Annotated in this window: 21 protein-coding genes, 1 other RNA gene, 1 pseudogene and 1 CRISPR repeat array; of the genes and pseudogenes, 12 read left to right on the forward strand and 11 right to left on the reverse strand. The window is 72.6% G+C overall.

All coding sequences use genetic code 11. The features are described from left to right. The first annotated feature begins 38 nt into the window (after positions 1 to 38). The 4 genes from OG302_RS29025 (at position 39) to OG302_RS29040 (ending at position 4071) form a co-directional block, all read left to right on the forward strand. Positions 39 to 1115 (forward strand): ABC transporter substrate-binding protein, encoded by a 1077-nt coding sequence (locus OG302_RS29025; RefSeq protein ID WP_371529468.1) that lies wholly within the window; start codon positions 39 to 41, stop codon positions 1113 to 1115. Positions 1116 to 1205: 90 nt separating this feature from the next. Next, positions 1206 to 2057, forward strand: coding sequence for a Nif3-like dinuclear metal center hexameric protein (locus OG302_RS29030; protein ID WP_371529469.1), 852 nt, complete (start codon positions 1206 to 1208; stop codon positions 2055 to 2057). Further along, entirely contained in the window at positions 2053 to 2796 is a 744-nt protein-coding gene (locus tag OG302_RS29035; RefSeq protein ID WP_371750261.1) for a zinc ribbon domain-containing protein, read from the forward strand. Before OG302_RS29030 ends, OG302_RS29035 begins: the two co-directional genes overlap by 5 nt. 12 nt (positions 2797 to 2808) lie before the next feature. Further along, complete coding sequence (locus tag OG302_RS29040) at positions 2809 to 4071, forward strand: bifunctional RNase H/acid phosphatase (protein ID WP_371529470.1); 1263 nt, start codon at positions 2809 to 2811, stop codon at positions 4069 to 4071. A gap of 57 nt (positions 4072 to 4128) precedes the next feature. Continuing rightward, positions 4129 to 4492: a CRISPR direct-repeat array (repeat unit 30 nt; unit sequence AGGCCCGTAAGGGGCGCGGGGAACTGCGCG). A 52-nt stretch (positions 4493 to 4544) separates the two neighbouring features. Here OG302_RS29040 and eda read toward each other — a convergent pair. Both eda and yaaA read right to left on the reverse strand, forming a co-directional pair. After that, positions 4545 to 5186: a bifunctional 4-hydroxy-2-oxoglutarate aldolase/2-dehydro-3-deoxy-phosphogluconate aldolase gene (gene eda / locus OG302_RS29045; RefSeq protein ID WP_371529471.1), complete on the reverse strand. Its 642-nt coding sequence runs from the start codon at positions 5184 to 5186 to the stop codon at positions 4545 to 4547. 74 nt (positions 5187 to 5260) lie between these two features. Then, positions 5261 to 6061, reverse strand: a complete 801-nt coding sequence (gene yaaA, locus OG302_RS29050) for a peroxide stress protein YaaA (RefSeq protein ID WP_371529472.1) — start codon at positions 6059 to 6061, stop codon at positions 5261 to 5263. A gap of 353 nt (positions 6062 to 6414) precedes the next feature. Here yaaA and OG302_RS29055 point away from each other — a divergent pair, with 353 nt between their 5' ends. After that, positions 6415 to 7857: an RNB domain-containing ribonuclease gene (locus OG302_RS29055; protein WP_371529473.1), complete on the forward strand. Its 1443-nt coding sequence runs from the start codon at positions 6415 to 6417 to the stop codon at positions 7855 to 7857. On the opposite strand, the gene OG302_RS29060 is transcribed toward OG302_RS29055, so the two are convergent. Together OG302_RS29060 and OG302_RS29065 are read right to left on the reverse strand one after the other, a co-directional pair. Next, the gene (locus OG302_RS29060) at positions 7808 to 8635 is read right to left on the reverse strand and encodes a hypothetical protein (protein ID WP_371529474.1); all 828 of its coding nucleotides are present in this window, start codon (positions 8633 to 8635) and stop codon (positions 7808 to 7810) included. The two genes, OG302_RS29055 and OG302_RS29060, sit on opposite strands and share 50 nt — an antisense overlap. Next, positions 8632 to 9456, reverse strand: a complete 825-nt coding sequence (locus OG302_RS29065; protein ID WP_371750262.1) for a MerR family transcriptional regulator — start codon at positions 9454 to 9456, stop codon at positions 8632 to 8634. Before OG302_RS29065 ends, OG302_RS29060 begins: the two co-directional genes overlap by 4 nt. Before the next feature lie 148 nt (positions 9457 to 9604). On the opposite strand from OG302_RS29065, the gene OG302_RS29070 reads away from it, so the two are divergent. From OG302_RS29070 to rnpB, 5 genes and pseudogenes are all read left to right on the forward strand, one after another. After that, the gene (locus OG302_RS29070; RefSeq protein ID WP_371529475.1) at positions 9605 to 10042 is read left to right on the forward strand and encodes a DUF4260 family protein; all 438 of its coding nucleotides are present in this window, start codon (positions 9605 to 9607) and stop codon (positions 10040 to 10042) included. Positions 10043 to 10145: 103 nt separating this feature from the next. Then, complete coding sequence (locus tag OG302_RS29075) at positions 10146 to 10634, forward strand: TetR/AcrR family transcriptional regulator (RefSeq protein ID WP_371750263.1); 489 nt, start codon at positions 10146 to 10148, stop codon at positions 10632 to 10634. 72 nt (positions 10635 to 10706) lie between these two features. Beyond that, positions 10707 to 11585: an AraC family transcriptional regulator gene (locus OG302_RS29080; protein WP_371529476.1), complete on the forward strand. Its 879-nt coding sequence runs from the start codon at positions 10707 to 10709 to the stop codon at positions 11583 to 11585. Between the two features lie 82 nt (positions 11586 to 11667). Next, a pseudogene (locus OG302_RS29085) lies at positions 11668 to 12384 on the forward strand (DMT family transporter); the annotation flags it as partial. Between the two features lie 121 nt (positions 12385 to 12505). After that, positions 12506 to 12915: RNase P RNA component class A (rnpB, locus tag OG302_RS29090), an RNA gene on the forward strand. A 94-nt stretch (positions 12916 to 13009) separates the two neighbouring features. Here the strand turns inward: rnpB and OG302_RS29095 are convergent. Continuing rightward, positions 13010 to 13942 carry a glutaminase gene (locus OG302_RS29095; RefSeq protein WP_371529477.1) on the reverse strand — a complete coding sequence of 311 codons (933 nt, stop codon included), beginning with the start codon at positions 13940 to 13942 and terminating at the stop codon, positions 13010 to 13012. Between the two features lie 309 nt (positions 13943 to 14251). Between OG302_RS29095 and OG302_RS29100 the strand changes: the two genes are divergently transcribed. Next, positions 14252 to 14656 carry a hypothetical protein gene (locus tag OG302_RS29100; RefSeq protein WP_371750264.1) on the forward strand — a complete coding sequence of 135 codons (405 nt, stop codon included), beginning with the start codon at positions 14252 to 14254 and terminating at the stop codon, positions 14654 to 14656. A 25-nt stretch (positions 14657 to 14681) separates the two neighbouring features. Here the strand turns inward: OG302_RS29100 and OG302_RS29105 are convergent, their stop codons facing one another. From OG302_RS29105 to OG302_RS29115, 3 genes are all read right to left on the reverse strand, one after another. Next, entirely contained in the window at positions 14682 to 15431 is a 750-nt protein-coding gene (locus OG302_RS29105; protein WP_371529478.1) for a hypothetical protein, read from the reverse strand. Between the two features lie 133 nt (positions 15432 to 15564). Further along, complete coding sequence (locus OG302_RS29110) at positions 15565 to 16362, reverse strand: cyclopropane-fatty-acyl-phospholipid synthase family protein (protein ID WP_371529479.1); 798 nt, start codon at positions 16360 to 16362, stop codon at positions 15565 to 15567. 547 nt (positions 16363 to 16909) lie between these two features. Continuing rightward, positions 16910 to 17455 (reverse strand): DoxX family protein, encoded by a 546-nt coding sequence (locus OG302_RS29115; protein ID WP_371529480.1) that lies wholly within the window; start codon positions 17453 to 17455, stop codon positions 16910 to 16912. A 159-nt stretch (positions 17456 to 17614) separates the two neighbouring features. Between OG302_RS29115 and OG302_RS29120 the strand changes: the two genes are divergently transcribed. Then, positions 17615 to 17938: a nuclear transport factor 2 family protein gene (locus OG302_RS29120; protein WP_371529481.1), complete on the forward strand. Its 324-nt coding sequence runs from the start codon at positions 17615 to 17617 to the stop codon at positions 17936 to 17938. A 76-nt stretch (positions 17939 to 18014) separates the two neighbouring features. On the opposite strand, the gene OG302_RS29125 is transcribed toward OG302_RS29120, so the two are convergent. From OG302_RS29125 to OG302_RS29135, 3 genes are all read right to left on the reverse strand, one after another. Beyond that, the gene (locus OG302_RS29125) at positions 18015 to 18932 is read right to left on the reverse strand and encodes a PhzF family phenazine biosynthesis protein (RefSeq protein ID WP_371529482.1); all 918 of its coding nucleotides are present in this window, start codon (positions 18930 to 18932) and stop codon (positions 18015 to 18017) included. Between the two features lie 119 nt (positions 18933 to 19051). Next, the gene (locus OG302_RS29130; RefSeq protein WP_371529483.1) at positions 19052 to 19516 is read right to left on the reverse strand and encodes a lamin tail domain-containing protein; all 465 of its coding nucleotides are present in this window, start codon (positions 19514 to 19516) and stop codon (positions 19052 to 19054) included. A 185-nt stretch (positions 19517 to 19701) separates the two neighbouring features. Further along, positions 19702 to 20541, reverse strand: a complete 840-nt coding sequence (locus OG302_RS29135) for an SDR family oxidoreductase (RefSeq protein WP_371529484.1) — start codon at positions 20539 to 20541, stop codon at positions 19702 to 19704. Positions 20542 to 20606 lie beyond the last annotated feature (65 nt).

Here is a 20606-nt window from a genome sequence, read left to right on the forward strand (position 1 = left end):
CGGCAGCCGCGGCACACCCCCTGGAGCCTGGAGCACCGATGTCACCGCTTGCACTGCTTTCACGGTCCTCACGGTCCGTACGACCCCGCCGCCACCGGGCCGCGGCCGCGGTCGCCGTGGCCGTGGCCGGCGCGCTCTCCCTCGCGGCCTGCGGGTCCGGTGACGACTCCGGCAAGTCCGACAACGGCAGCGGCAGCAAGGCCGTCGCCCAGGGCGGTGACGACTTCGCCAAGGCCGCCGAGCAGACCGCGAAGATGGGCACCACGGCGAAGCCGGGCGAGTTCCCGCGCACCATCACGCACGCCCGCGGCAGGACAGAGCTCAAGGCGCGGCCCGAGCGGGTCGTGGTCCTGGACGTCGGCGAGCTCGACAACGTCGTATCCCTCGGCATCAAGCCCGTCGGCTACGCCCCCACCGAGGGCGACGACGGTATCCCCGGCTACCTGAAGAAGGACGCCGGGAACCCCAAGGACGTCGGCACGATCAACGCCCTCAACCTGGAAGCGATCGCGAACCTCAAGCCCGACCTGATCATCGGCAGCGAGCTGCGCGCCGCCAAGCTCTACCCGCAGCTCGACAAGATCGCCCCGACGGTCTTCTCCATCCGCCCCGGCTTCACGTGGAAGGAGAACTACCTCCTGAACGCCGCCGCGCTCGACAGAACCGCCGAGGCCAAGGCGAAGCTCGGCGCGTACGAGAAGAAGGCGAAGGCGCTCGGCGAGGAGATCGGTGACGGCGGAAAGAAGCCGACGATCACGATGCTCCGCTACATGCCGGACCGCGTACGCCTCTACGCGAAGGCGTCCTTCATCGGCACGATCCTCGACGACACCGGCCTGCCCCGCCCCAAGAACCAGCAGGTCAACGACCTCGCCACGGAGATCAGCACCGAGAAGATCGACGAGGCCGACGCCGACTGGATCTTCACCGGCGTCTACGGCGACGCCAAGAAGACGGGCCGCACCGAGGCCGAGAAGAACCCGCTGTGGAAGAAGCTCGGCGCGGTCGAGGACGGCCAGGCGAAGGATGTCCCGGACGAGACCTGGTACCTGGGTCTCGGCGTGACGGCGGCGAACGAGGTCCTGGACGACCTCAAGGGCTTCCTCGTCAAGTAGGACGGTCAAGTAGCACGCAGCTCGTGGGCGTCCGGTAGCAGTACGTAAGCCATGGCCGGCGGGGCACGGAGGGCAGGTAGCCTTTCCTCTGTGCCCCGTCTGTCTGAAGTCATCGCCGCCCTCGACGCCCTGTGGCCCGCCGAACTGGCCGAGAGCTGGGATGCGGTCGGCACGGTCTGCGGCGACCCCGGAGCGGAGATCTCCCGGGTCCTCTTCGCCGTCGACCCCGTGCAGGACATCGTCGACGAAGCCGTGAAGCTGGGCGCCCAGCTCCTGGTCACGCACCACCCGCTCTATCTGCGCGGCACGACCACGGTCGCGGCGTCCACCTTCAAGGGCCGCGTCGTCCACGACCTCATCAAGAACGACGTCGCGCTGCACGTCGCCCACACGAACGCGGACCGTGCCGACCCCGGTGTCTCCGACGCCCTCGCGGGCGCGCTCGACCTCCGGATCGTCCGTCCCCTCGTACCGGACCCCGCGGACGCGCAAGGCCGCCGCGGACTCGGCCGGATCTGCGAGCTCGAACACCCCCTGACGCTCCGCGAACTCGCCGCCCGCGCGGCCGAGCGGCTGCCCGCCACCGCGCAGGGCATCCGCGTCGCGGGCGACCCCGAGCAGGTCATCCGCACCCTCGCGGTCAGCGGCGGCTCCGGCGACAGCCTCTTCGACGACGTACGCGCGTCGGGCGTGGACGCCTTCCTCACCGCGGACCTGCGCCACCACCCGGTGTCGGAGGCCCGCGCCCAGACCCCGCTCGCGCTGCTCGACGCCGCGCACTGGGCCACCGAGTGGCCGTGGTGCGAGCTGGCCGCCGCACAGCTCGATCAGATCTCCGACCGTCACGGATGGGGACTGCGCGTCCACGTCTCCAAGACGGTCACCGACCCCTGGACCGCCCACGCGGCCTCGAATACCCACACCACAGGAGCCCCCAATTAACGCCGCGCCCGCCGACCAGATCCGACTCCTCGACGTCCAGGCACTCGACGTACGCCTCCAGCAGCTGGCGCACCGGAAGAAGTCCCTGCCCGAGCACGCCGAGATCGAGTCGCTGACCAAGGACATCGCGCAGCTGCGCGATCTGCACGTCGCCTCGACGACAGAGGAGAGCGACTGCGCCCGCGAGCAGACCAAGGCGGAGCAGGACGTCGACCAGGTGCGCCAGCGCGCCAACCGCGACCAGCAGCGCCTCGACTCGGGCGCCGTGACGTCCCCCAAGGACCTGGAGAACCTCCAGCGCGAGATCGCCTCGCTCGCCAAGCGCCAGGGTGACCTGGAGGACGTCGTCCTCGAGGTCATGGAGCGCCGTGAGGCCGCCCAGGAGCGGGTCGCGGAGCTGGCGGAACGTGTCTCCTCGGTCCAGGCGAAGATCGACGACGCGACGGCCCGCCGTGACGCGGCCTTCGAGGAGATCGACGCCGAGGGCGCCACGACCACCAAGGAGCGCGAGGTCGTGGCGGGTTCGGTCCCGGCCGACCTGCTCAAGCTCTACGACAAGCTCCGTGTCCAGCAGGGCGGCGTCGGCGCGGCCAAGCTCTACCAGCGCCGCTGCGAGGGCTGCCGCCTCGAGCTGAACATCACCGAGGTGAACGAAGTGAAGGCGGCGTCCCCGGACACCGTCCTGCGGTGCGAGAACTGCCGCCGCATCCTGGTCCGTACGTCCGAGTCGGGTCTGTAAGGGACCGTGGCCGTGCGGGAGTTCATCGTGGAGGCCGACGGCGGGTCGCGGGGCAATCCGGGGCCCGCGGGCTACGGCTCGGTGGTCATCGACGCGACCACGGGGGAGACCCTGCGGGAGGCCGCCGAGTACATCGGCGTCGCGACGAACAACGTCGCCGAGTACAAGGGCCTTGTGGCCGGTCTGAAGGCGGCCCACGACCTCGACCCGGCCGCCTCCGTCCACGTCCGCATGGACTCCAAGCTCGTCGTCGAGCAGATGTCGGGCCGCTGGAAGATCAAGCACCCGGACATGAAGCCGCTCGCCGCCGAGGCCGCGCGGGTCTTCCCGTCGTCCCAGGTGACGTACGAGTGGATTCCGCGCGAGAAGAACAAGCACGCGGACCGGCTCGCCAACGAGGCGATGGACGCGGGCAAGCGGGGCGAGCAGTGGGAGCCGTCGGACTCGACGGCGGAGCTGGACGCGAGGGCGGCACGGTCGGCTTCCGTTTCTGCTGAGCCCTCGGGCCCGCCGGGTGACGCCATCGCCGGTGCGGCGAAGGCGCGGGCGGCGCTGGCGGGCACGGTGACGGCCGACGCGCGTGCCGATGCGCGTGCCGCGGGCAGTGTGGCGGCGCAGGCCCCGCCCGTCGGCTGGGCGGCGCCCGCGGACCTCGGTGCTCCCGCGACCTTCGTGCTGCTGCGGCACGGCGAGACCGCGCTGACACCCCAGAAGCGGTTCTCCGGGAGCGGCGGTTCCGACCCGTCCCTCTCCGAGGTGGGCCGGGAGCAGGCCGAGCGTGCGGCGGCGGCCTTCGCCGTCCGCGGCACGATCCAGGCGATCGTCTCCTCGCCCCTGAAGCGCTGCCAGGAGACCGCGCAGGCCGTCGCCGGGCGCCTGGGCCTCGACGTACGCATCGACGAGGGGCTGCGCGAGACGGACTTCGGGGCCTGGGAGGGGCTGACTTTCGGAGAGGTGCGTTCGAGTCAGCCCGAGGAGCTGAACGCGTGGCTCGCCTCGCCCGACGCGGCACCTCCTGGTGGGGAGTCCTTCGCCGAAGTGGCCCTCAGGGTGTCGGCGGCGCGGGACCGCCTCGCCGCCGAATACGCGGGCCGCACGGTCCTCCTGGTCACCCACGTCACGCCGATCAAGACACTGGTCCGCCTGGCCCTCGGCGCACCGCCGGAGTCCCTGTTCCGCATGGAACTCTCGGCGGCGTCGGTGTCGGCGGTGGCGTACTACGGGGACGGCAACGCGTCGGTGCGCTTGCTGAACGACACGTCGCACCTGCGGTAGGGCTTGGCGGGGGCTGCGCGCTCAGCCCCCACGCACCTGCGGATGCGTACGCGCGTGATGCCCGTAAGGGGCGCGAGGAACTGCGCGCTCAGCCGCGAGGTACCCGCAGAGGTGTGCAGACGTAGGCCCGTAAGGGGCGCGGGGAACTGCGCGGCCAACCCCCACGCACCTGCGGATGCGTACGCGTGTCAGGCCCGTAAGGGGCGCGGGGAACTGCGCGCTCAGCCGCGAGGTACCCGCAGAGGTGTGCAGACGTCAGGCCCGTAAGGGGCGCGGGGAACTGGGCGGCCAACCCCCACGCACCTGCGGATGCGTACGCGTGCCAGGCCCGTAAGGGGCGCGGGGAACTGCGCGCTCAGCCGCGAGGTACCCGCAGAGGTGTGCAGACGTCAGGCCCGTAAGGGGCGCGGGGAACTGCGTGGCCAACCCCCACGCACCTGCGGATGCGTACCCGCATCAGGCCCCGGGGCCCGTCACCGCAGGGCAGCCGCCTCGCGGGCCAAGGCCTCGATGCGGGGCCAGTCCTTCGCCGAGACCGCGTCAGCGGGAAGCATCCAGCTGCCGCCCACGCAGCCGACGTTCGCCAGCGCGAGGTACGACGGCGCGGAGGCGAGGCCGATGCCGCCCGTCGGGCAGAAGCGGGCCTGCGGGAGGGGGCCGCCGAGCGACTTCAGATAGGCGGTGCCGCCCGCGGCCTCCGCCGGGAAGAACTTCATCTCGTGCACCCCGCGCTCCAGGAGCGCCACGACCTCGGACGTCGTGGAGACCCCCGGCAGGAACGGCACCCCGGACGCCTTCATCGCGGCGAGCAGCGTGTCGGTCCACCCCGGGCTGACCAGGAAGCGGGCCCCGGCGTCGACGGAGTCCGCGACGCCCTGGGGCGAGATGACCGTGCCCGCGCCGACCACGGCATCCGGCACCTCCGCCGCGATGGCCCGGATCGAGTCGAGCGCGGCGGGCGTACGCAGCGTCACCTCGATCGCGGGCAGCCCGCCCGCGACCAGGGCGCGCGCCAGCGGCACGGCGTCGGCGACGTCCTCCACGACGACCACGGGGACGACGGGGGCGAGATCGAGCACGGAGGCGGAAGCCGCGGCGGAGGAGGGGGAAGTCATGGGTGCATCCTGCCCCGGCCCACGCAGCATGCGCAAAGGGCGTTGCGCATGCTGCAACCGCAGGTGGGGCGGGGTCAGTGGATCTCGCGCACCACGACGTCGAGCGCCCAGGCCTTGCCCGCCTTCGCGGGTGCCTGCGCCTCCACCACATGTCCGAGATCGCGCAGCACCTCGACGAGCTCGGCCGGACCCTTCGGCTGAGCGCCGGTCTCCAGCAGGGAGCGCACGATCCGCCCCTTGGTCGCCTTGTTGAAGTGCGAGACGACGGAGCGCTTCTCGACTCCGTCGACCATCTGCGCGTGCAGCACCCGCACCGTCGCCGTCCGGTCCGCGACCTCGCCCTTCGGCTTCCACGCGGCCGTGTACGCCGACGAACGCAGGTCGAGCACCAGATCGTCGCCCGCGGCCTCGGGCATCGCCGAGGTCATCGGCGTACGCCAGTAGGCGCCCAGGGCGCCGAGGCCGGGCAGCTTCACGCCCATCGAGCAGCGGTAGGAGGGGATGCGGTCGGTGACGCCGACGGCGCCCCACAGCCCGGAGAAGACAAGCAGCGAGCGGGCCGCGCGGCGCTTGGCGGCGGCGTCGAGGGAGGCGAGGTCCAGGGCGTCGTACAGCACACCCGTGTAGATCTCCCCGGCGGGACGCGCGCCCGCCGTCCTCAGCTCGGTGTTCTTCGCGATCTCGCCGCGCAGGCCCTCGCTCAGTCCGAGTACGTCACGGGCCTTCTCCTCGTCCGCCACGCAGAGGTCGACCAGCTCGTCGAGCACTGCCTGCCGCGCGTCCGCGAGCGCCGGCAGGGAGAGCGACTCCGGCTTGAGGGGGGCGCCACGGCCGGAGGGCGCCTTGCCTTCGGAGGGCGGCAGCAGGACGAGCATGGGTCTCCTTCGGAGGTGACGAAAGGGGGGTGCGGCCCCGCGCCAGGGTAATCGCCCCCGCCACCAAGATTCACGCACGCCGACCCCCTCGCCCCAGCCCGCTCACCCCGCAGGCAGAGCCACCCCACCGAAAACCCCTGCACCCCCGCGTGCCCGGCACGGATGCTCCGCCGCCCGGGGCCCGCCTGGCCCGCGATCGCGCCGCGCAGCCGCTGTTCACCCGCCGCCCGCCGCCCGTCGCGCCCCGCATCACGCGTCCGCCCCCCGCCCGCGTGTCCACCCGCCGCCCCCTTCCGCAGCCGCCCCGCCCCCTCCGCCGTGCCGCCCCGCCCCTCCCGGCCTACGCTCGGTCCATGCCTCGTCGTCATCTCCGTGTGACCGGTGCAGCCGAAGCTCCGTTGCGGGGCGTGCTGCGTGAGCTGCGTGCGAAGTTGGAGGTTCCCGAGGGGTTTTACGGGGCCGTCCTCGCCGATGCCGAGCGGGCCGTCGCCGCCCCGCGTCTCCCCGCGCTCGACGCGACCGACATCCACCTCTTCACCATCGACCCGCCCACCTCCGTCGACCTCGACCAGGCGATGCACCTGTCCCGGCGGCAGGGCGGCGGATTCCGGGTGCGGTACGCCATCGCCGACGTCGCCGCGTATGTGACGCCGGGCGCGCCGCTCGACGCGGAGGCCCATCGACGCGTCACCACCCTGTACTTCCCCGACGAGAAGGTGCCGCTGCACCCCACCTCGCTGAGCGAGGGCGCCGCCAGTCTGCTTCCGGGGCAGGACTGCCCCGCGGTGCTCTGGACGATCGATCTGGACGGGGAGGGGCGGGCGCTCTCCACGGACGTGCGCCGTGCCCTCGTACGCAGCCGCGCGAAGCTCGACTACGACGGCGTACAGCGGGCCATCGACGGCGGCACCGCCGAGGAGGCCCTCGCGCTGCTCGCCGACATCGGGCGGCTGCGCGAGCAACTGGAGGTCGAGCGCGGCGGCATCTCCCTCAACGTGCCCGAGCAGGAGATCGTGGAGCGCAACGGCGCGTACGAACTCGACTTCCGCGCCCCGCTGCCCGCCGACGGGTGGAACGCCCAGATCTCCCTGCTCACCGGCATGGCCGCCGCCGAGCTCATGATCCGGACGGGAGCGGGGATCCTGCGCACCCTGCCCACCGCCCCGGACGGCGCCGTCGGCCGGCTGCGCCGCACCGCGAAGGCCCTGCGGGTCGACTGGCCGCACCACGTCCCGTACGCCGAGCTCGTCCGCTCCCTCGACCCGCACCAGCCGCACCACGCCGCGTTCCTCCAGGAGTGCACGACGCTCCTGCGGGGCGCGGGCTATACGGCGTTCAGCGGCGGCGACGTCCCGGAGCTCACCACGCACGCCGCCGTCGCCGCCCCCTACGCCCACTGCACCGCCCCGCTCCGCCGCCTCGTCGACCGTTACGCCGCCGAGCTGTGCGTGGCCGCGGTCGCCGGGGACGAGCCACCGGAGTGGGTGCTCGCCGCGCTGCCGGACTTGCCCAAGGAGATGGCGGACGGCACGCGGCGCGCCAACACCGTGGAGCGCGAGTGCGTGGACCTCGTCGAGGCCGCGCTGCTCAAGGACCGGGTGGGCGAGCTCTTCGACGGGGTGGTGGTCGATGTCCAGGAGCGTGAACCCGCGGTCGGGACGGTCCAGTTGACCGACCCCGCGATCGTCGCCCGCGTCGAGGGCGGTACCGGCGACCTGCCGTTGGGGGAGCGGCTGCGGGTACGGCTCACGCAGGCGGACCCTGGGACGGCGAAGGTGCGGTTCGTGCCTGCGTGAGTGCCAGGGCCCGCCCCAGCGCGGCTCGCAGCTTCGCCGGCTCGTCGGAATGCAGCCGTACGGTCGTCACAGGCCGGCGCCCACCAAGAAGACCGACCGCCATGATCGGCTCCGTCAGCTCCAGCGTGAGGGACGTCTGCGAGGCGACCGGAATGTCGAGCACCCCGTCGGCGGCCTCGTGCGTGAAACGCCGCTGACCGCTCGCGGACGCGATCAGGTGCAGGGGTATTCGCAGGTCACGGTGGGCGCCGTGGCGTACGCGGAGTGCGTCGGCGGACAGCACGTGCGGCCGGGTCACGGACGCGGCATGGATGCCGAGCATCAGGACGACGCCGTAGACGTCGATGACGAGAGTGATCGCGTGGAGCGTGGGAAAGTTCCGCAGCAGCACGGCGAGCCCGACCGTCTCCACGACGCAGACGAACACGAAGCCGTAGAGCATCGCGGCCTGATCGCGGGCGTACCCGAAGGCGAGATCCCCCGCCCGCACGCCGTGCCGCCGCCGCGCCACCCACAGCACCAGGCCGTGCAGCGCCCGCACCTCATGGCCGACGATCAGCCGCACCGGCTCGGGCACGAGCTCCCTGACCGCCGCGCGCCCGCCTCGCCGGTAGACGACCGCGAGCCCCACTCCCTCGACGGCGAGCAGCGCCACGGCGACGGCCTCCACGCCGACGAGGACGTGCGGGGGTAGTGGGACGCCCACCAACAGGCAGACGGCGAGCGCGAGTTCGACGGGTACGACCACCCAGGCGAGGGCCCGCATGAGCGCCCTCATCCCGCACCTCGCTCCAGGAGCAGCCGCATCCCGCGGCGGACGGCCTCCGCCTGGGCGGGGGCGAATTCGGAGAAGAAGGCGTCGAGGAACCGGTCGTCCCCGAGGCCCACCCCGTCGGCCACGGCCCGTACGCCCTCCGTGCCAAGGTCCTCCAGGAGAGAGTCGGGCAGCGCTCCGGCGAGCGCGCGGGCCGCCTCCTCCACGGCGGCGTCCGTACCCGGATCGGCGGGATCGGCCTCCGCCAGCGCGTCGAGCAGCGCGTACACCTCGTGCGCGCGCTCCACCGCCCCCGGAGTGGTCAGCGCCGGGTGCATCGCCGCCAGGAGCCTGTCCCGGTCCTCCGGGGGTGCCGTCGTGTCGATCAGGGCGAGCAGCTCCCGGTCCTTCGCGGCCATCGCGGACTCCGGCCCCTCGCGGCCGGCGGTGGAGCGGGCCATCTCCGCGAAGAACTCGCCCAGTTGGGGCGAGACGGGCCCCTCGGCGGACAGTCGTCCCTGCTCCGCGTCCTCCAACAGCACCCGCAGCCGCTCCCGCCGCGCGCGGATGGCGTCCTCCTGACGTGCGAGGTCCGCGTCCAGTTCGGCGAGCACCTCGGCGAGCTCGCGCCCCGCGTCGTCCGCGAGCACGTCCCGCACCTCGGCGAGCCCGAGCCCCAGCTCGGTCAGCCGCCGGATCCGCGCGAGTACGACGGCGTGCCGCAGCCCGTACTCCCGATAACCGTTGGCCCGCCGCTCGGGCTCCGGCAGCAGCCCCAGGTGGTGATAGTGCCTGATCGCCCGCGTGGTGACGCCGACGACACCGGCGAGCTCGCCGATCCGCATCCCGTTCATGAGGCCAGTAGAAACGTTGACGCTGCGGCAAGGTCAAGGAAGGCCGTCGGTGTCTCCGCGACGCATTCCTTGACGGCTAACGTCGTTAGCCGTAGATTCTGGCTAACAAGGTTAGCCAACCGCTTCCGAGGAGGCCCCCATGAGCGCCACGGCAACGCACCCGGTCACCGCCGCCACCCCGCGCACGACGATCGGCAGGCTCGCCCTCGTCCGCCGTGCCGCCTGGCTGGCGAACGCGCTCTTCTGGTCGGCCTTCGCCGTACTCGAAGCCGTCAACCACGGCTGGCTCGCGGGTCTCCTGGCCTTCGCCTTCTTCATCGCCCCCGACCTGACCTTCCTGGTCGCCGTCGGCGACGCTCCCCACATGGTGAAGGGTCAACTCCCGCCCCGCGCCGTCCCGTTCTACAACGCGGCGCACCGGGCCCTGATCCCCGTCGCCCTCATCGCCCTCTACACCTTCACGCCGATCGAATGGGCCCCCGCCTTCGCCGCCCTGTGCGGCTGGCTCGCCCACATCTCGTACGATCGCGCCTTCGGCTATGGACTGCGTACGAAGGAAGGGTTCCAGCGTGGCTGACCAGCGACAGGAGCGGCGGGCCGAGCCCGCGGGGCGGTCCGGGCGGCCCGGACGTCCCGAGCGGCCCGCAGGGGGGCAGCACCTCACGCCCCGCGCGCGGGAGATCGTCGCGGCGGCCCGTGACCTCCTGGAGGAGTCCGGCGCCGAGAAGCTCACGATGCGCTCCCTGGCCGACCGGCTCGGCATCAAGGCCCCGTCCCTCTACAAGCACTTCCCCGACAAGACGGCGGTGGAGGTCGAGCTGATCGCGCACATGCTCACCGAATCGGCGGAAGCCTGCGAGGCGGCCGAGGCCGAGCACCCCGGCTCGCTCCAGGCCCTGACCGACGCGTACCGCACCTACGCCCTCGCCCACCCCCACCTCTACCGCCTCGCCACCGAACGCCCCCTCCCGCGCCACGCCCTCCCGGCCGGCCTGGAGGACCGGGCCGCCGCCCCCCTCATGCGGGCCTGCGACCACGACGTCGACCTGGCCCGCGCGGCCTGGGCCTTCGCGCACGGCATGGTCATCCTGGAGATCCACGGACGGTTTCCCGGCGACGCCGACCTGGCGACGGCATGGAAGAGGGGCGCGCGGGCGTTGCACCCCTGAGGGCGCCCGTGGGTGACGTCTGAGCGCGGCGTCCGGAAGCGTCGGTCGAGCGTGGTGACGAGGGGGAGCGGCATGAACGGTGGGGCACCGCAGGGCGGTCGTGAGCACGCGGTCTGGGCGCGGGCCCGCCTCGAACCGTGTGCACCGCCCCTCGACCTCCTCACCGCCCGCTTCGACCGGCACCGCTACGCCCCGCACTACCACGCGGAGTTCACCGTCGGCGTCTGCGTCGGCGGCTCCGAGGTCATCGACTACCGGGGCGGACGCCTCGACGTCGGACCCGGAAGCATCGTCGTGCTCGCCCCGGGCGAGGTGCACACCGGCGGCCCGGGACGCCAGGGCGGATACGCGTACCGGGCGATGTACCCCGCGCCGCACCTCCTCGCCGAGGGCACCCTGACCGCACCCCACTTCGGCGACCCGGTCCTGCACGACCCCGAGCTCGCCGCGGCCCTGCGCACCGCCCACACCGAACTCAGCGGCAGCCACGACCGGCTGGAGGCCGAGTCACGGCTGCCCTGGCTGCTCACCGCCCTCGCCCGCAGACACGGCTCCGCCCGGCCCCTGTGCGACACGGTGCCCGGCGGCGACCGCATCGCCCGCGCCGTGCGCGACCGCCTCGCCGACGAACTCCTGGCCCCGCCCTCCCTCGCCGAACTGGCGGCGCCCCTGGGCCTCTCCCGCTACCAACTCCTGCGCGCCTTCCGTACGTCGACGGGGATGCCGCCGTACGCCTGGCTCGCCCAGCACCGCGTGACCCGGGCCCGCGCGCTGCTCGACGCGGGGCTGCGGCCCGCGGAGGCGGCGTCCCTGGTGGGCTTCGCCGATCAGGCGCACCTGACCCGGTGGTTCCGCCGCGTCCTCGGGGTGACCCCGGCGGCGTACCGCACCAGCGTTCAGGGCCACCACAGCCCTCAGGACCGCAACAGCGTTCAAGACGGCGGGCGCTGAACGGCCGGAAACTGCCCGCATGACTGCACGCGGCTGGTTCCTCTTCTCCCTCATGGGCGTCCTCTGGGGCATCCCGTACCTGATGATCAAGGTGGCGGTCGAAGACCTCTCACCCTCCATGGTGGTCTTCACCCGCTGCGCGCTCGGCGCCGCACTGCTGCTGCCGTTCGCCCTGCGGCAAGGGGGTCTCACCCGCGTCCTGGGCGCCCACTGGAAGCCGATGCTGGCCTTTGCCTGCATCGAGATCCTGGGCCCCTGGTGGACCCTGACGGACGCCGAGCGCCACCTCTCCAGCTCCACCGCGGGCCTCCTGATCGCCGCCGTGCCGATCATCGGCGCCGTCCTGGCCCGCCTCTTCGGAGACACGGAGCGCCTTGGCGCGCGCCGCCTGACGGGGCTCGGTCTCGGCCTCGGCGGAGTGGCGGTCCTGACCGTCCCGCACCTCACCGGCGGCGACGCCTGGTCCCTCACGGAGGTCCTGCTCACGGCGCTCGGCTACGCGGCGGCGCCCCTGATCGTGGCCCGCCACCTCAAGGCGGTCCCCACGCTCCAACTGATCGCCCCCTGCCTGACGCTGGCGGCCGTGGTCTACGCCGTACCGGCCGCGCTGACCTGGCCGTCCGCCGTCCCGGACGCCCCGACGCTGGTCTCCCTCGCGGGCCTCGGCGTCATCTGCACGGCCCTGGCCTTCGTCGTCTTCCTCGAACTCATCCGTGAGGCGGGCCCGACCAAGGCGGTCGTCTTCACCTACGTGAACCCGGCGGTGGCGGTGGCGGCAGGCGTCGCGTTCCTCTCCGAACCCCTCACGGCGGGCATCGCGGCGGCGTTCGCGCTCATCCTGGCGGGCTCGTTCCTGGCGACGGGGGCGTTCGTGGGGCAGAGCCGCGGCACACGCCGGGTAGCATGGTCGACACGGCAGACGAGCCGGGCGGACGGCCGCGTGAAGCTCCCCTCACCAGGGGCTCTTCCCGAGGAACGTCCGGGCTCCACAGGGCAAGGTGGTGGCTAACGGCCACCCGGGGTGACCCGCGGGACAGTGCCACAGAAAACAGACCGCCGGAGACTTCGGTCTCCGGTAAGGGTGAAACGGTGGTGTAAGAGACCACCAGCGCCTGAGGTGACTCAGGCGGCTAGGTAAACCCCACCTGGAGCAAGGTCAAGAGGGGCCCTGGAGACAGGGCCCTGCGCGGACGACCGAGGGCTGCCCGCCCGAGTCCGCGGGTAGACCGCACGAGGCCCGCAGCAATGCGGGCCCTAGATGGATGGCCGTCTCCCCGGCCGCCGCGAGGCGACCGGGCGACAGAACCCGGCGTACAGCCCGACTCGTCTGCCGCTTCTCCCCTGCGGCCCGGCGCCCTCTGAGGGGCGTTGGGTCCCTGTGGAGTCCTCGATCCAGGCACCGGAGCCTCAGGTCGCCGCGAGTCTCAGAACACCGAGAGGCCCGTCAGGGTCGTGAAGCGGTCGAGCGCAGCCACTCCCGAGACCGAGTTGCCGCGCTCGTCCAGGCCCGGGCTCCAGACGCAGAGCGTGCAGTGGCCCGGGACGACCGCGATGATGCCGCCGCCGACGCCGCTCTTGCCGGGGAGGCCCACGCGGTAGGCGAAGTCGCCCGCCGCGTCGTACGTGCCGCAGGTGAGCATGATCGCGTTGACCTGCTTGGCCTGGCTGCGGCTGAGCAGGCGCGTGCCGTCGGCGCGGATGCCGTAGCGGGCGAGGAAGCCGGTGGCCAGGGCGAGGTCGGCGCAGGACGCCTCGACGGAGCACTGGCGGAAGTACTGGTCCAGCAGGACGGGCACCGGGTTGTCGATGTTTCCGTACGCCGCCATGAAATGGCCCAGCGCGGCGTTGCGGTCCCCGTGTGTGGACTCGGAGGCGGCGACGCTCTCGTTGATGGTGAGCCGGTCGTTGCCGCTCTCCGCGCGCAGCAGGTCCAGGAGCGCGCCCGCCGCGTCCCCGGTCTGGGTCTGGAGGCGGTCGGTGACGACGAGTGCGCCCGCGTTGATGAACGGGTTGCGCGGGATGCCGCTCTCGTACTCCAGCTGCACGAGCGAGTTGAAGGGGTTGCCGGAGGGCTCCCGGCCCACGTGGTCCCAGAGCGCGTCGCCCTCGCGAGCCAGGTCGAGCGCGAGGGTGAACACCTTGGTGATGGACTGCGCGGAGAACGGTTGCCGCCAGTCGCCCACGCCGTACACGGTGCCGTCCGGCTCCGCGACGGCCATGCCGAAGCGGCGCGGGTCGCACGCGGCGAGCGCCGGGATGTAGTCGGCGGGCGTGCCGCGCCCCGGTGTCTTCTCGATCTCGGCCGCGATGCGGTCGAGTACCGGCTGATAGGTCTGGGGCGAGGTCATGATCGCCATTTTGCACTGATTGCGGAGGCGCGGCCGAAATTGGCCGTAGCATGTCAAGAATCATGGGAGTGCCCCTTGTGGCCGCAAGGGGCCCGTGCCTCAATGGGCGACGGCTCGGGATGCTGACGAGTCGTCAGTTGCCGGGCTTCCTCCCCCCCCCGCATTCCCCCCACTTGAAGGCAGGCCCCCATGAGGCATGGCATGCGCGCAATAGGAAGAAGAGGCGGATTCGGTGCCGTCGGGTCCGGCGGACTCGGCGGACCCGGCAGGCTCGGTGCCGGGTCGGCGCTCGGTGTCGGTCTTGTCGCCGTCGGCGCGATGGTGATGGCGCCCGCCGCCACCGCGGTCACCCCGGACACGGCCACCATCTCGTTCGACTGCGGGTCGTGGGGCTCGGGGTCGGCGACGCTCAAGGCCACCCAGGACGGGACCGCCGCGACCATCAGCGTCTCCACCTCGGCGATCAGCGCCCCCATCGACATCGCCGCCAACTCGGTCGACTCGACGCTCACGCTCACCAAGAACGGCTCGGACACCGCGACCTTCACCGGCAGCTCCAACCCGGCCATCCCCGCCGGCGGCGAGGTCTCCACCGGACCGCTCGACGGGACCGTCGCCACCGGCGACAGCCTGGAGGGCAAGTCGCTGCAGGTCGTGGTCCTCGGGATCAGCGTGACCTGCAACGCCACGTCGGCGCAGGCGCCCGGGCCGTTCGTCTTCTGACCCTCGTGTGTGCGGGCGGTGGCGCTCAGGTCCGAGCGCCACCGCCCCTTCCGCCGGGTCCCCCTGCCAGCGGGCGCCAGTACTGGTCCTTGCCCTCGTCCCGTACGACGTATCCCAGACCCTGCATCGTCTCCGCGAGGTCCCGGACGTCCTCCTTGGCCTCGCTCTTCAGCGCGGCCTTCCGCGCCGCGAGGACCGCGTGCGCCTCGGCGGGCAGGCCGGGAGCGCCGGGGATCCAGCGGTGGAACATGGGCGCGTACGGGTCGGCGTCCTGCCAGGGGTAGCCGTGCGAGCGGAACGCCTCGGCCAGGGCCGGGGCCGCCGTCTTGTGGACGCCGCGCGTGAACTGGCGTGACGTCTCGTCCAGGACCACCAGCTCCTTGCCGTCCAGGAACACCGCGGAGACGCGGGCGCGTTCGATGGTCCGCGTCACCTCGTGCTGCTCGGTCACCAGCTCCTGGTCGGTCATCCTCAGCTTCAGGGTCCCGGCGATCTCCGTGACGGCGAGGAGAACTCCGCCGACCAGACCGACGCCCGTCACGATCGCGGTCTGCCACGGCTCGTCCAGCGAGCCGACGAACGTGATGCCGTCCCGCCAGGGCAGCACCGGCAGGTCACTCAGCCACCGGGCCAGGGGTGGCAGGGCGAGCCCCAGCAGCAGCCCCAGGACCGGCGTGCCGATGAGGATCGCCAGCAGGTCACCGCGCGGGTAACCGAGGACCGTCGTGCGGTCCTTGTGGAGCGGGACGGGGGCGAGACGCTCTTCGCTGGTCATGTCCTCGACGCTAGGCGGGCAGGTGCCCGCGGGGGAGCGGCCGAAAGTCGATGGGCGGCAGACTTCGGTCGGTATCGCGGAGGCGCGGGCGGCTGCCCACCGCCCTCGGCCCGCTGCCCTCGGCCCACCGTCCTCAGCCCACCGGCATCAACGTCAGATAGGCGATGCCGAGCGCCTGCCGGTAGCCGCGCAGCCAGCCGGAGCGCTGGTGGTCGACCTTCTCGCGGGTCTCGGCGGCAAGGGGGTGGCCGGGGTGCGTGGCCAGCCATTCCTCCACATCCGCTCGGTAGCCGGACTCGAACTCCTCCCACTCCTCCGCGCTCGCCGTCTCCACCCACACCGGCCGGAAGTCCGCGGCGATCGCCGCGTCCACGAGGTCGCCCAGGTAGAGGTGTTCGCCGGCGTGGGCGCCCGGCCACATCGCGGAGAGCTCGTCGGAGGTGGGCGTGCGCTGCCAGAAGCCCTCGCCGAGCACGACACGGCCACCGGGGTTGACCAGGCCGCGCAGCGCGCGCAGGGCCGCCTCGGTGTGGCCCGGCGGCTCGGTGGAACTGAGGGCGTGGCTCGCTCCCAGGCAGAGGACGAGATCGGCGGGGCCACGGGTGGTGTCCGTCGCCGATTCCTCGACGAAGGAGACCCGTTCGGCCAGGCCGCGCTCCTTGGCGGCGGCGTGGCCCCTGGCCAGGTCCTCGGCCGACAGATCGACGCCCACGCCGGTGGCGCCCGGGGCGGCTTCGAGGACGCGCAGCAGCAACTCGCCCCAGCCGCAGCCGAGATCGAGGACCGAGCCGGTGCCCGGCGCGACGCGCTCGACGAGGCGTGCGGCCCGCGCCGCGGAGAGCGGGCCGTGGAAGGTGAGGCGGGTGAGGCGGGGCGGCAGGTCCGATGCGGCGGTCCCGCCGGACGCGGGGGAGGGGGTGGTGTCGGTCATGGGCGCGGACGCTATCCGGTCAACTCGTACCGGTGCGAGCGACTTTCGCCGCGGGGCGCCGGAACGCCGGGCGCCGGGCCGTCGGCCGACCGCCGTGGGGCGCCGGACGGCCTCACCCACCGAAGCTTCCGCCGATCGACACCATCGTGGCGGCCGGGCGGCCACGTATGTCGTCGAGCGCCCAAGAAGCGCTCGTCAGGCATCGGTGATGCGGCGTGCAGAGGGCTGTGGTGCGTCGGGTGGCCATCGTGGCGGCCGGGTGGGCGCGTACGTCGTCGAGCGTTCATCGAAGCGTCCGCGTCAGGCGCCGGCGAGGCGTCCGTGAAGCGCTGGGTAGACGGCTGTGGGGCGGCGGGCAGGGGGCTGTGGTGCGTCGGGTGGCCATCGTGGCGGCCGGGTGGCCACGTACGTCGTCGAGCGTCCATCAAGCGGCCGTCAGGCACCGGTGGTGCAGGGTGGCCATTGTCGCGGGCCGACGGCCACGTCCCTTGTCAAGCGCCCATCAAGCGCCGGGCCGACGGCCGTGGGGCAGCCGTGGGGGTAGTCGTCAGGTCTCGTCGGGGCCTGACTCGTTTTCCTGTTCCCGTACGTTCTTGGTTCGCGAGCCCACCGTCACGAGTACGCCGAGTGCCGTGCCCGCCAGGGCGGCCGGCACCATCCAGTTGCGGTTGAACGTGTGGCCGAGCGCGGAGTCGGCGGAGTAGGCGCCGGGGCCCGTGACGGCGAGGGCCGCGGCGACCATGCCGAGGAACGCCGGGTACTCGTAGCCGCCGCCCTGGCTGAAGAAGCCGTTGGGGGCGTGCACCGCGGTCGCCCCGGCCATGGCGCCCGCCGCGGCGGAACCGGCGGCGGGGGTCGCGAGGCCGAGCGCGAGCAGGGTGCCGCCGCCCGCCTCGGCGAGCCCCGCGATGACGGCGTTCGCCTTGCCGGGCTTGTAGCCGATGGACTCCATGAAGGCGCCGGTGCCTTCGATGCCATGCCCGCCGAACCAGCCGAACAGCTTCTGGGCGCCGTGTGCGGCGAGGACGCCGCCGGTCCCGACGCGGAGCAGCAGAAGGCCCAGGTCGCGTCGGTCGAAGCAGGAACTGGTCATGGCGCTGTCTCCTGGGGTTGGGGCCTGGGCGGCGGTGCTCGTCACGCGGTGCTCGTCCCCCCACCGTCCGTCAGAGCCCTGCCGCGCACCCCGCTCAAGCGGCCGTACGGGTGACCCCGTCCGGTGGCGGGGCGGGGCGGCCGGTGTGACCGTGGGTGCATGAGCATTCAGGTAAACCGGCTCTCCGACCCGACGGTCAGGGCCTTCGTCACCGCCGTGAACTCCCACGACCAGGCCGCCTTCCAGGCCCTGCTCGCCCCCGGTGCCACCATGTCCGACGACGGTTCCGACCGGGACATCGCCGACTGGACGGACCGCGAGATCTTCTCCCCGCACGGCCACATGGACGTGGAGAACGAGGCGGACGCCGGGCGCACGCTGCTCGTCACGTTCCGCAACGACACGTGGGGCGAGATGCGGACCAAGTGGCACTTCACCGTCGACGACGGGAAGGTCTCCCGGTTCGAGACGGGTCAGGCCTGACGAGGCCCACCGCCTCGCGCCGGGGTTCCCGGGTTCGCCCACGGGGGTGCCCCCGGGCCCACCAGGGTGAAGGGCCCTACTCCCCGATCGGCACCGCCGCCCCGCTGACCCGCACCCTCGCGTCACCCTCCCGCAGGGTGACCGTGAGCACCCCGGGGCGTCCCATGTCCGCGCCCTGGTGCAGGGTGAGCTCCGACTCGGCGGGTACCAGGCCCAGTTCGCGCGCGTACGCACCGAACGCGGCCGCCGCCGCGCCCGTGGCGGGGTCCTCCACCACGCCGCCCACCGGGAACGGGTCGCGCACGTGGAACGTCAACTCCGATTCCCGCCAGACCAGTTGGACCGTGGTCAGATCCAGGCGGCGCATCAGGGCCGCGAGGCGGTCGAAGTCGTACGACAGGTCGGCGAGCCGCTCGCGCGTCGCGGCGGCCAGGATCAGATGGCGGGCGCCCGCGTAGGCGAGGTGGGGCGGCAGGGACGGGTCGAGGTCGGCCGCGGGCCAGTCGAGCGCGGCCAGGGCCTCGGTCAGGTCGGCCGCCGTGACCTCGTCGACGCGCGGTTCGACGCTGGTGAGCGTGGCCCGCAGGGTGCCGTCCGCGTCGGTCACGGTCACCGGCACCGTACCCGCCTGCGTGGAGAAGACGAAGTCGCCCGCGCCGCCGCCCCGTTCGGCCAGGGCGACCGCCGCCGCGACCGTCGCGTGCCCGCAGAAGGAGACCTCGGCCTTCGGGCTGAAGTAGCGCACCTCGTAGGAGCGCCCGTCGGCGGAGCGGCCCTCACCGGAAGCGGCACCGGACGCGGGGAACAGGAAGGCCGATTCGCTGTACCCCACCTCCGCCGCGATCCCCAGCATCGCCGCATCGTCGAGACCGGCGGCGTCGAGCACGATCCCGGCGGGGTTGCCGCCCGCCGGGTCGGTCGCGAACGCGGTGTAGCGCAGCACGTCAGGAGAGGGCGCGCCGGGGGAGGAGATGCCGGCTGGATTCGTCGTCATGTCGCAGGGCAACCGTTCCGCGACCCCGGTCATTCCCGCCGCCCCCCAGCGCGGGTCCCCACCGGCCGTCACGGAGCGGCTGCCCTGCCCCCCTCCCCTTCACAGTGGCCGATGGGCCGTCAGTGGCAGCTCTTGTAGCCGGGGTCGCTGTTCGTCCAGGAGCAGGAGTCCTTGAGCGAACCGCTCGGCTTGATGAGGCGGGCCTTGTCGCTGGTGTTGTTCCAGACGTACGAGCCGCGGCCCCAGTAGCGGACGCCGGAGGCGTTGGTGCCCTTGCCGGTGCGGACCTTGACCGTCTTGCCGGCGCCGATCTTGTAGCTGCCGAAGGTGTACGTGTAGCCGGTGTTGTCCTTCAGCTTGTAGCCCTTGAGCTGGACCGCCGAGCCGGAGTTGTTGTGGATGTTCACCCACTCCGCGTTCAGCGAGGAGTTGGAACGGGAGTCGCGGCCCGGGCTGTCGAACTGGATGTACCCGAGGTGCAGTCCGCCCTGGTGCGAGGCCGCGGTCGCGGGGGACGCGGCGAGCAGAGGGGCCGCGAGTGCGGCCGCGGCGAGGATGGCCGGGGCGGCGGAACGTATGCGCAAGGTGTGCTCCGAGTGTGCTGTGAGAGTGCTCTGAATGTGGAGTTCTCGTGGAGGGCTCGCTGAGCATACGGGGTGTGATGCGCGTAATTGACGCGGGACTTCCCATTCCGTTTGTGCAGATGTGGGCCGACCGTGAGGGTGGGGTCACGGTCGGCCACATCGCGGTCTGCCAGGGGCGCCGGCGGCTAACCCCGCCCGATGAACGGCATGTTGGTCGCCAGCACCGTCGCGAACTGCACGTTCGCCTCCAGGGGGAGCTCCGCCATGTGGCGCACCGTCCGTGCCACGTCCGACACGTCCATCACCGGCTCGGGAGCCAGCTCCCCGTTGGCCTGGAGGATCCCGGTCCGCATCTGCTCGGTCATGTCCGTCGCCGCGTTGCCGATGTCGATCTGGCCGCAGGCGATCCGGTAGGGGCGGCCGTCCAGGGAGAGCGACTTCGTCAGGCCGGTCAGCGCGTGCTTGGTCGCCGTGTACGCGATGGAGCGCGGGCGCGGGACGTGCGCGGAGATCGAGCCGTTGTTGATGATCCGGCCGCCCTGCGGGTCCTGCCCCTTCATCTGCCGGAAGGCCGCCTGCGCGCACAGGAACGCGCCGTTGAGGTTCGTGTCGACGACGTGCCGCCACGCGTCGTACTCCAGTTCGTCGACGGGCACGCCGCCGGGGCCGAACGTGCCGGCGTTGTTGAAGAGGAGATCGAGACGGCCGAAGCGGTCGCGTACGGCCGCGAAGAGCGCGGCCACGTCATCGGGCCGTGAGACGTCGGTGCGCAGGCACAAGGCGTCGGTCTCGGCCGGGGCGTTCGGCTCGGCGGATCCCTCGGCGTGCGGGACGGGCCGCACGGCCGCGCCCTCCGACACTCCGGCCGCGATCGCCGCCGTCTCCTCCAGTGTCTCCTTGCGGCGCCCCGCGAGCGCCACGGACCATCCGGCCCGCAGCAGTTCGACCGCCACGGACCGGCCGATCCCGGAGCCCGCGCCGGTCACCACAGCGGTCTTCGTCTGTCCAGTTGGCTCAGCGTTCATGGCCCCGCAGCGTACGTGAGGCTCGTCCACGCGAGCATCATCGTCCCGCCATCCGAGTGTTGTGT

The sequence above is a fragment of the Streptomyces sp. NBC_01283 genome (genome assembly GCF_041435335.1).
In the GTDB taxonomy this organism is placed as follows: Bacteria; Actinomycetota; Actinomycetes; order Streptomycetales; family Streptomycetaceae; genus Streptomyces.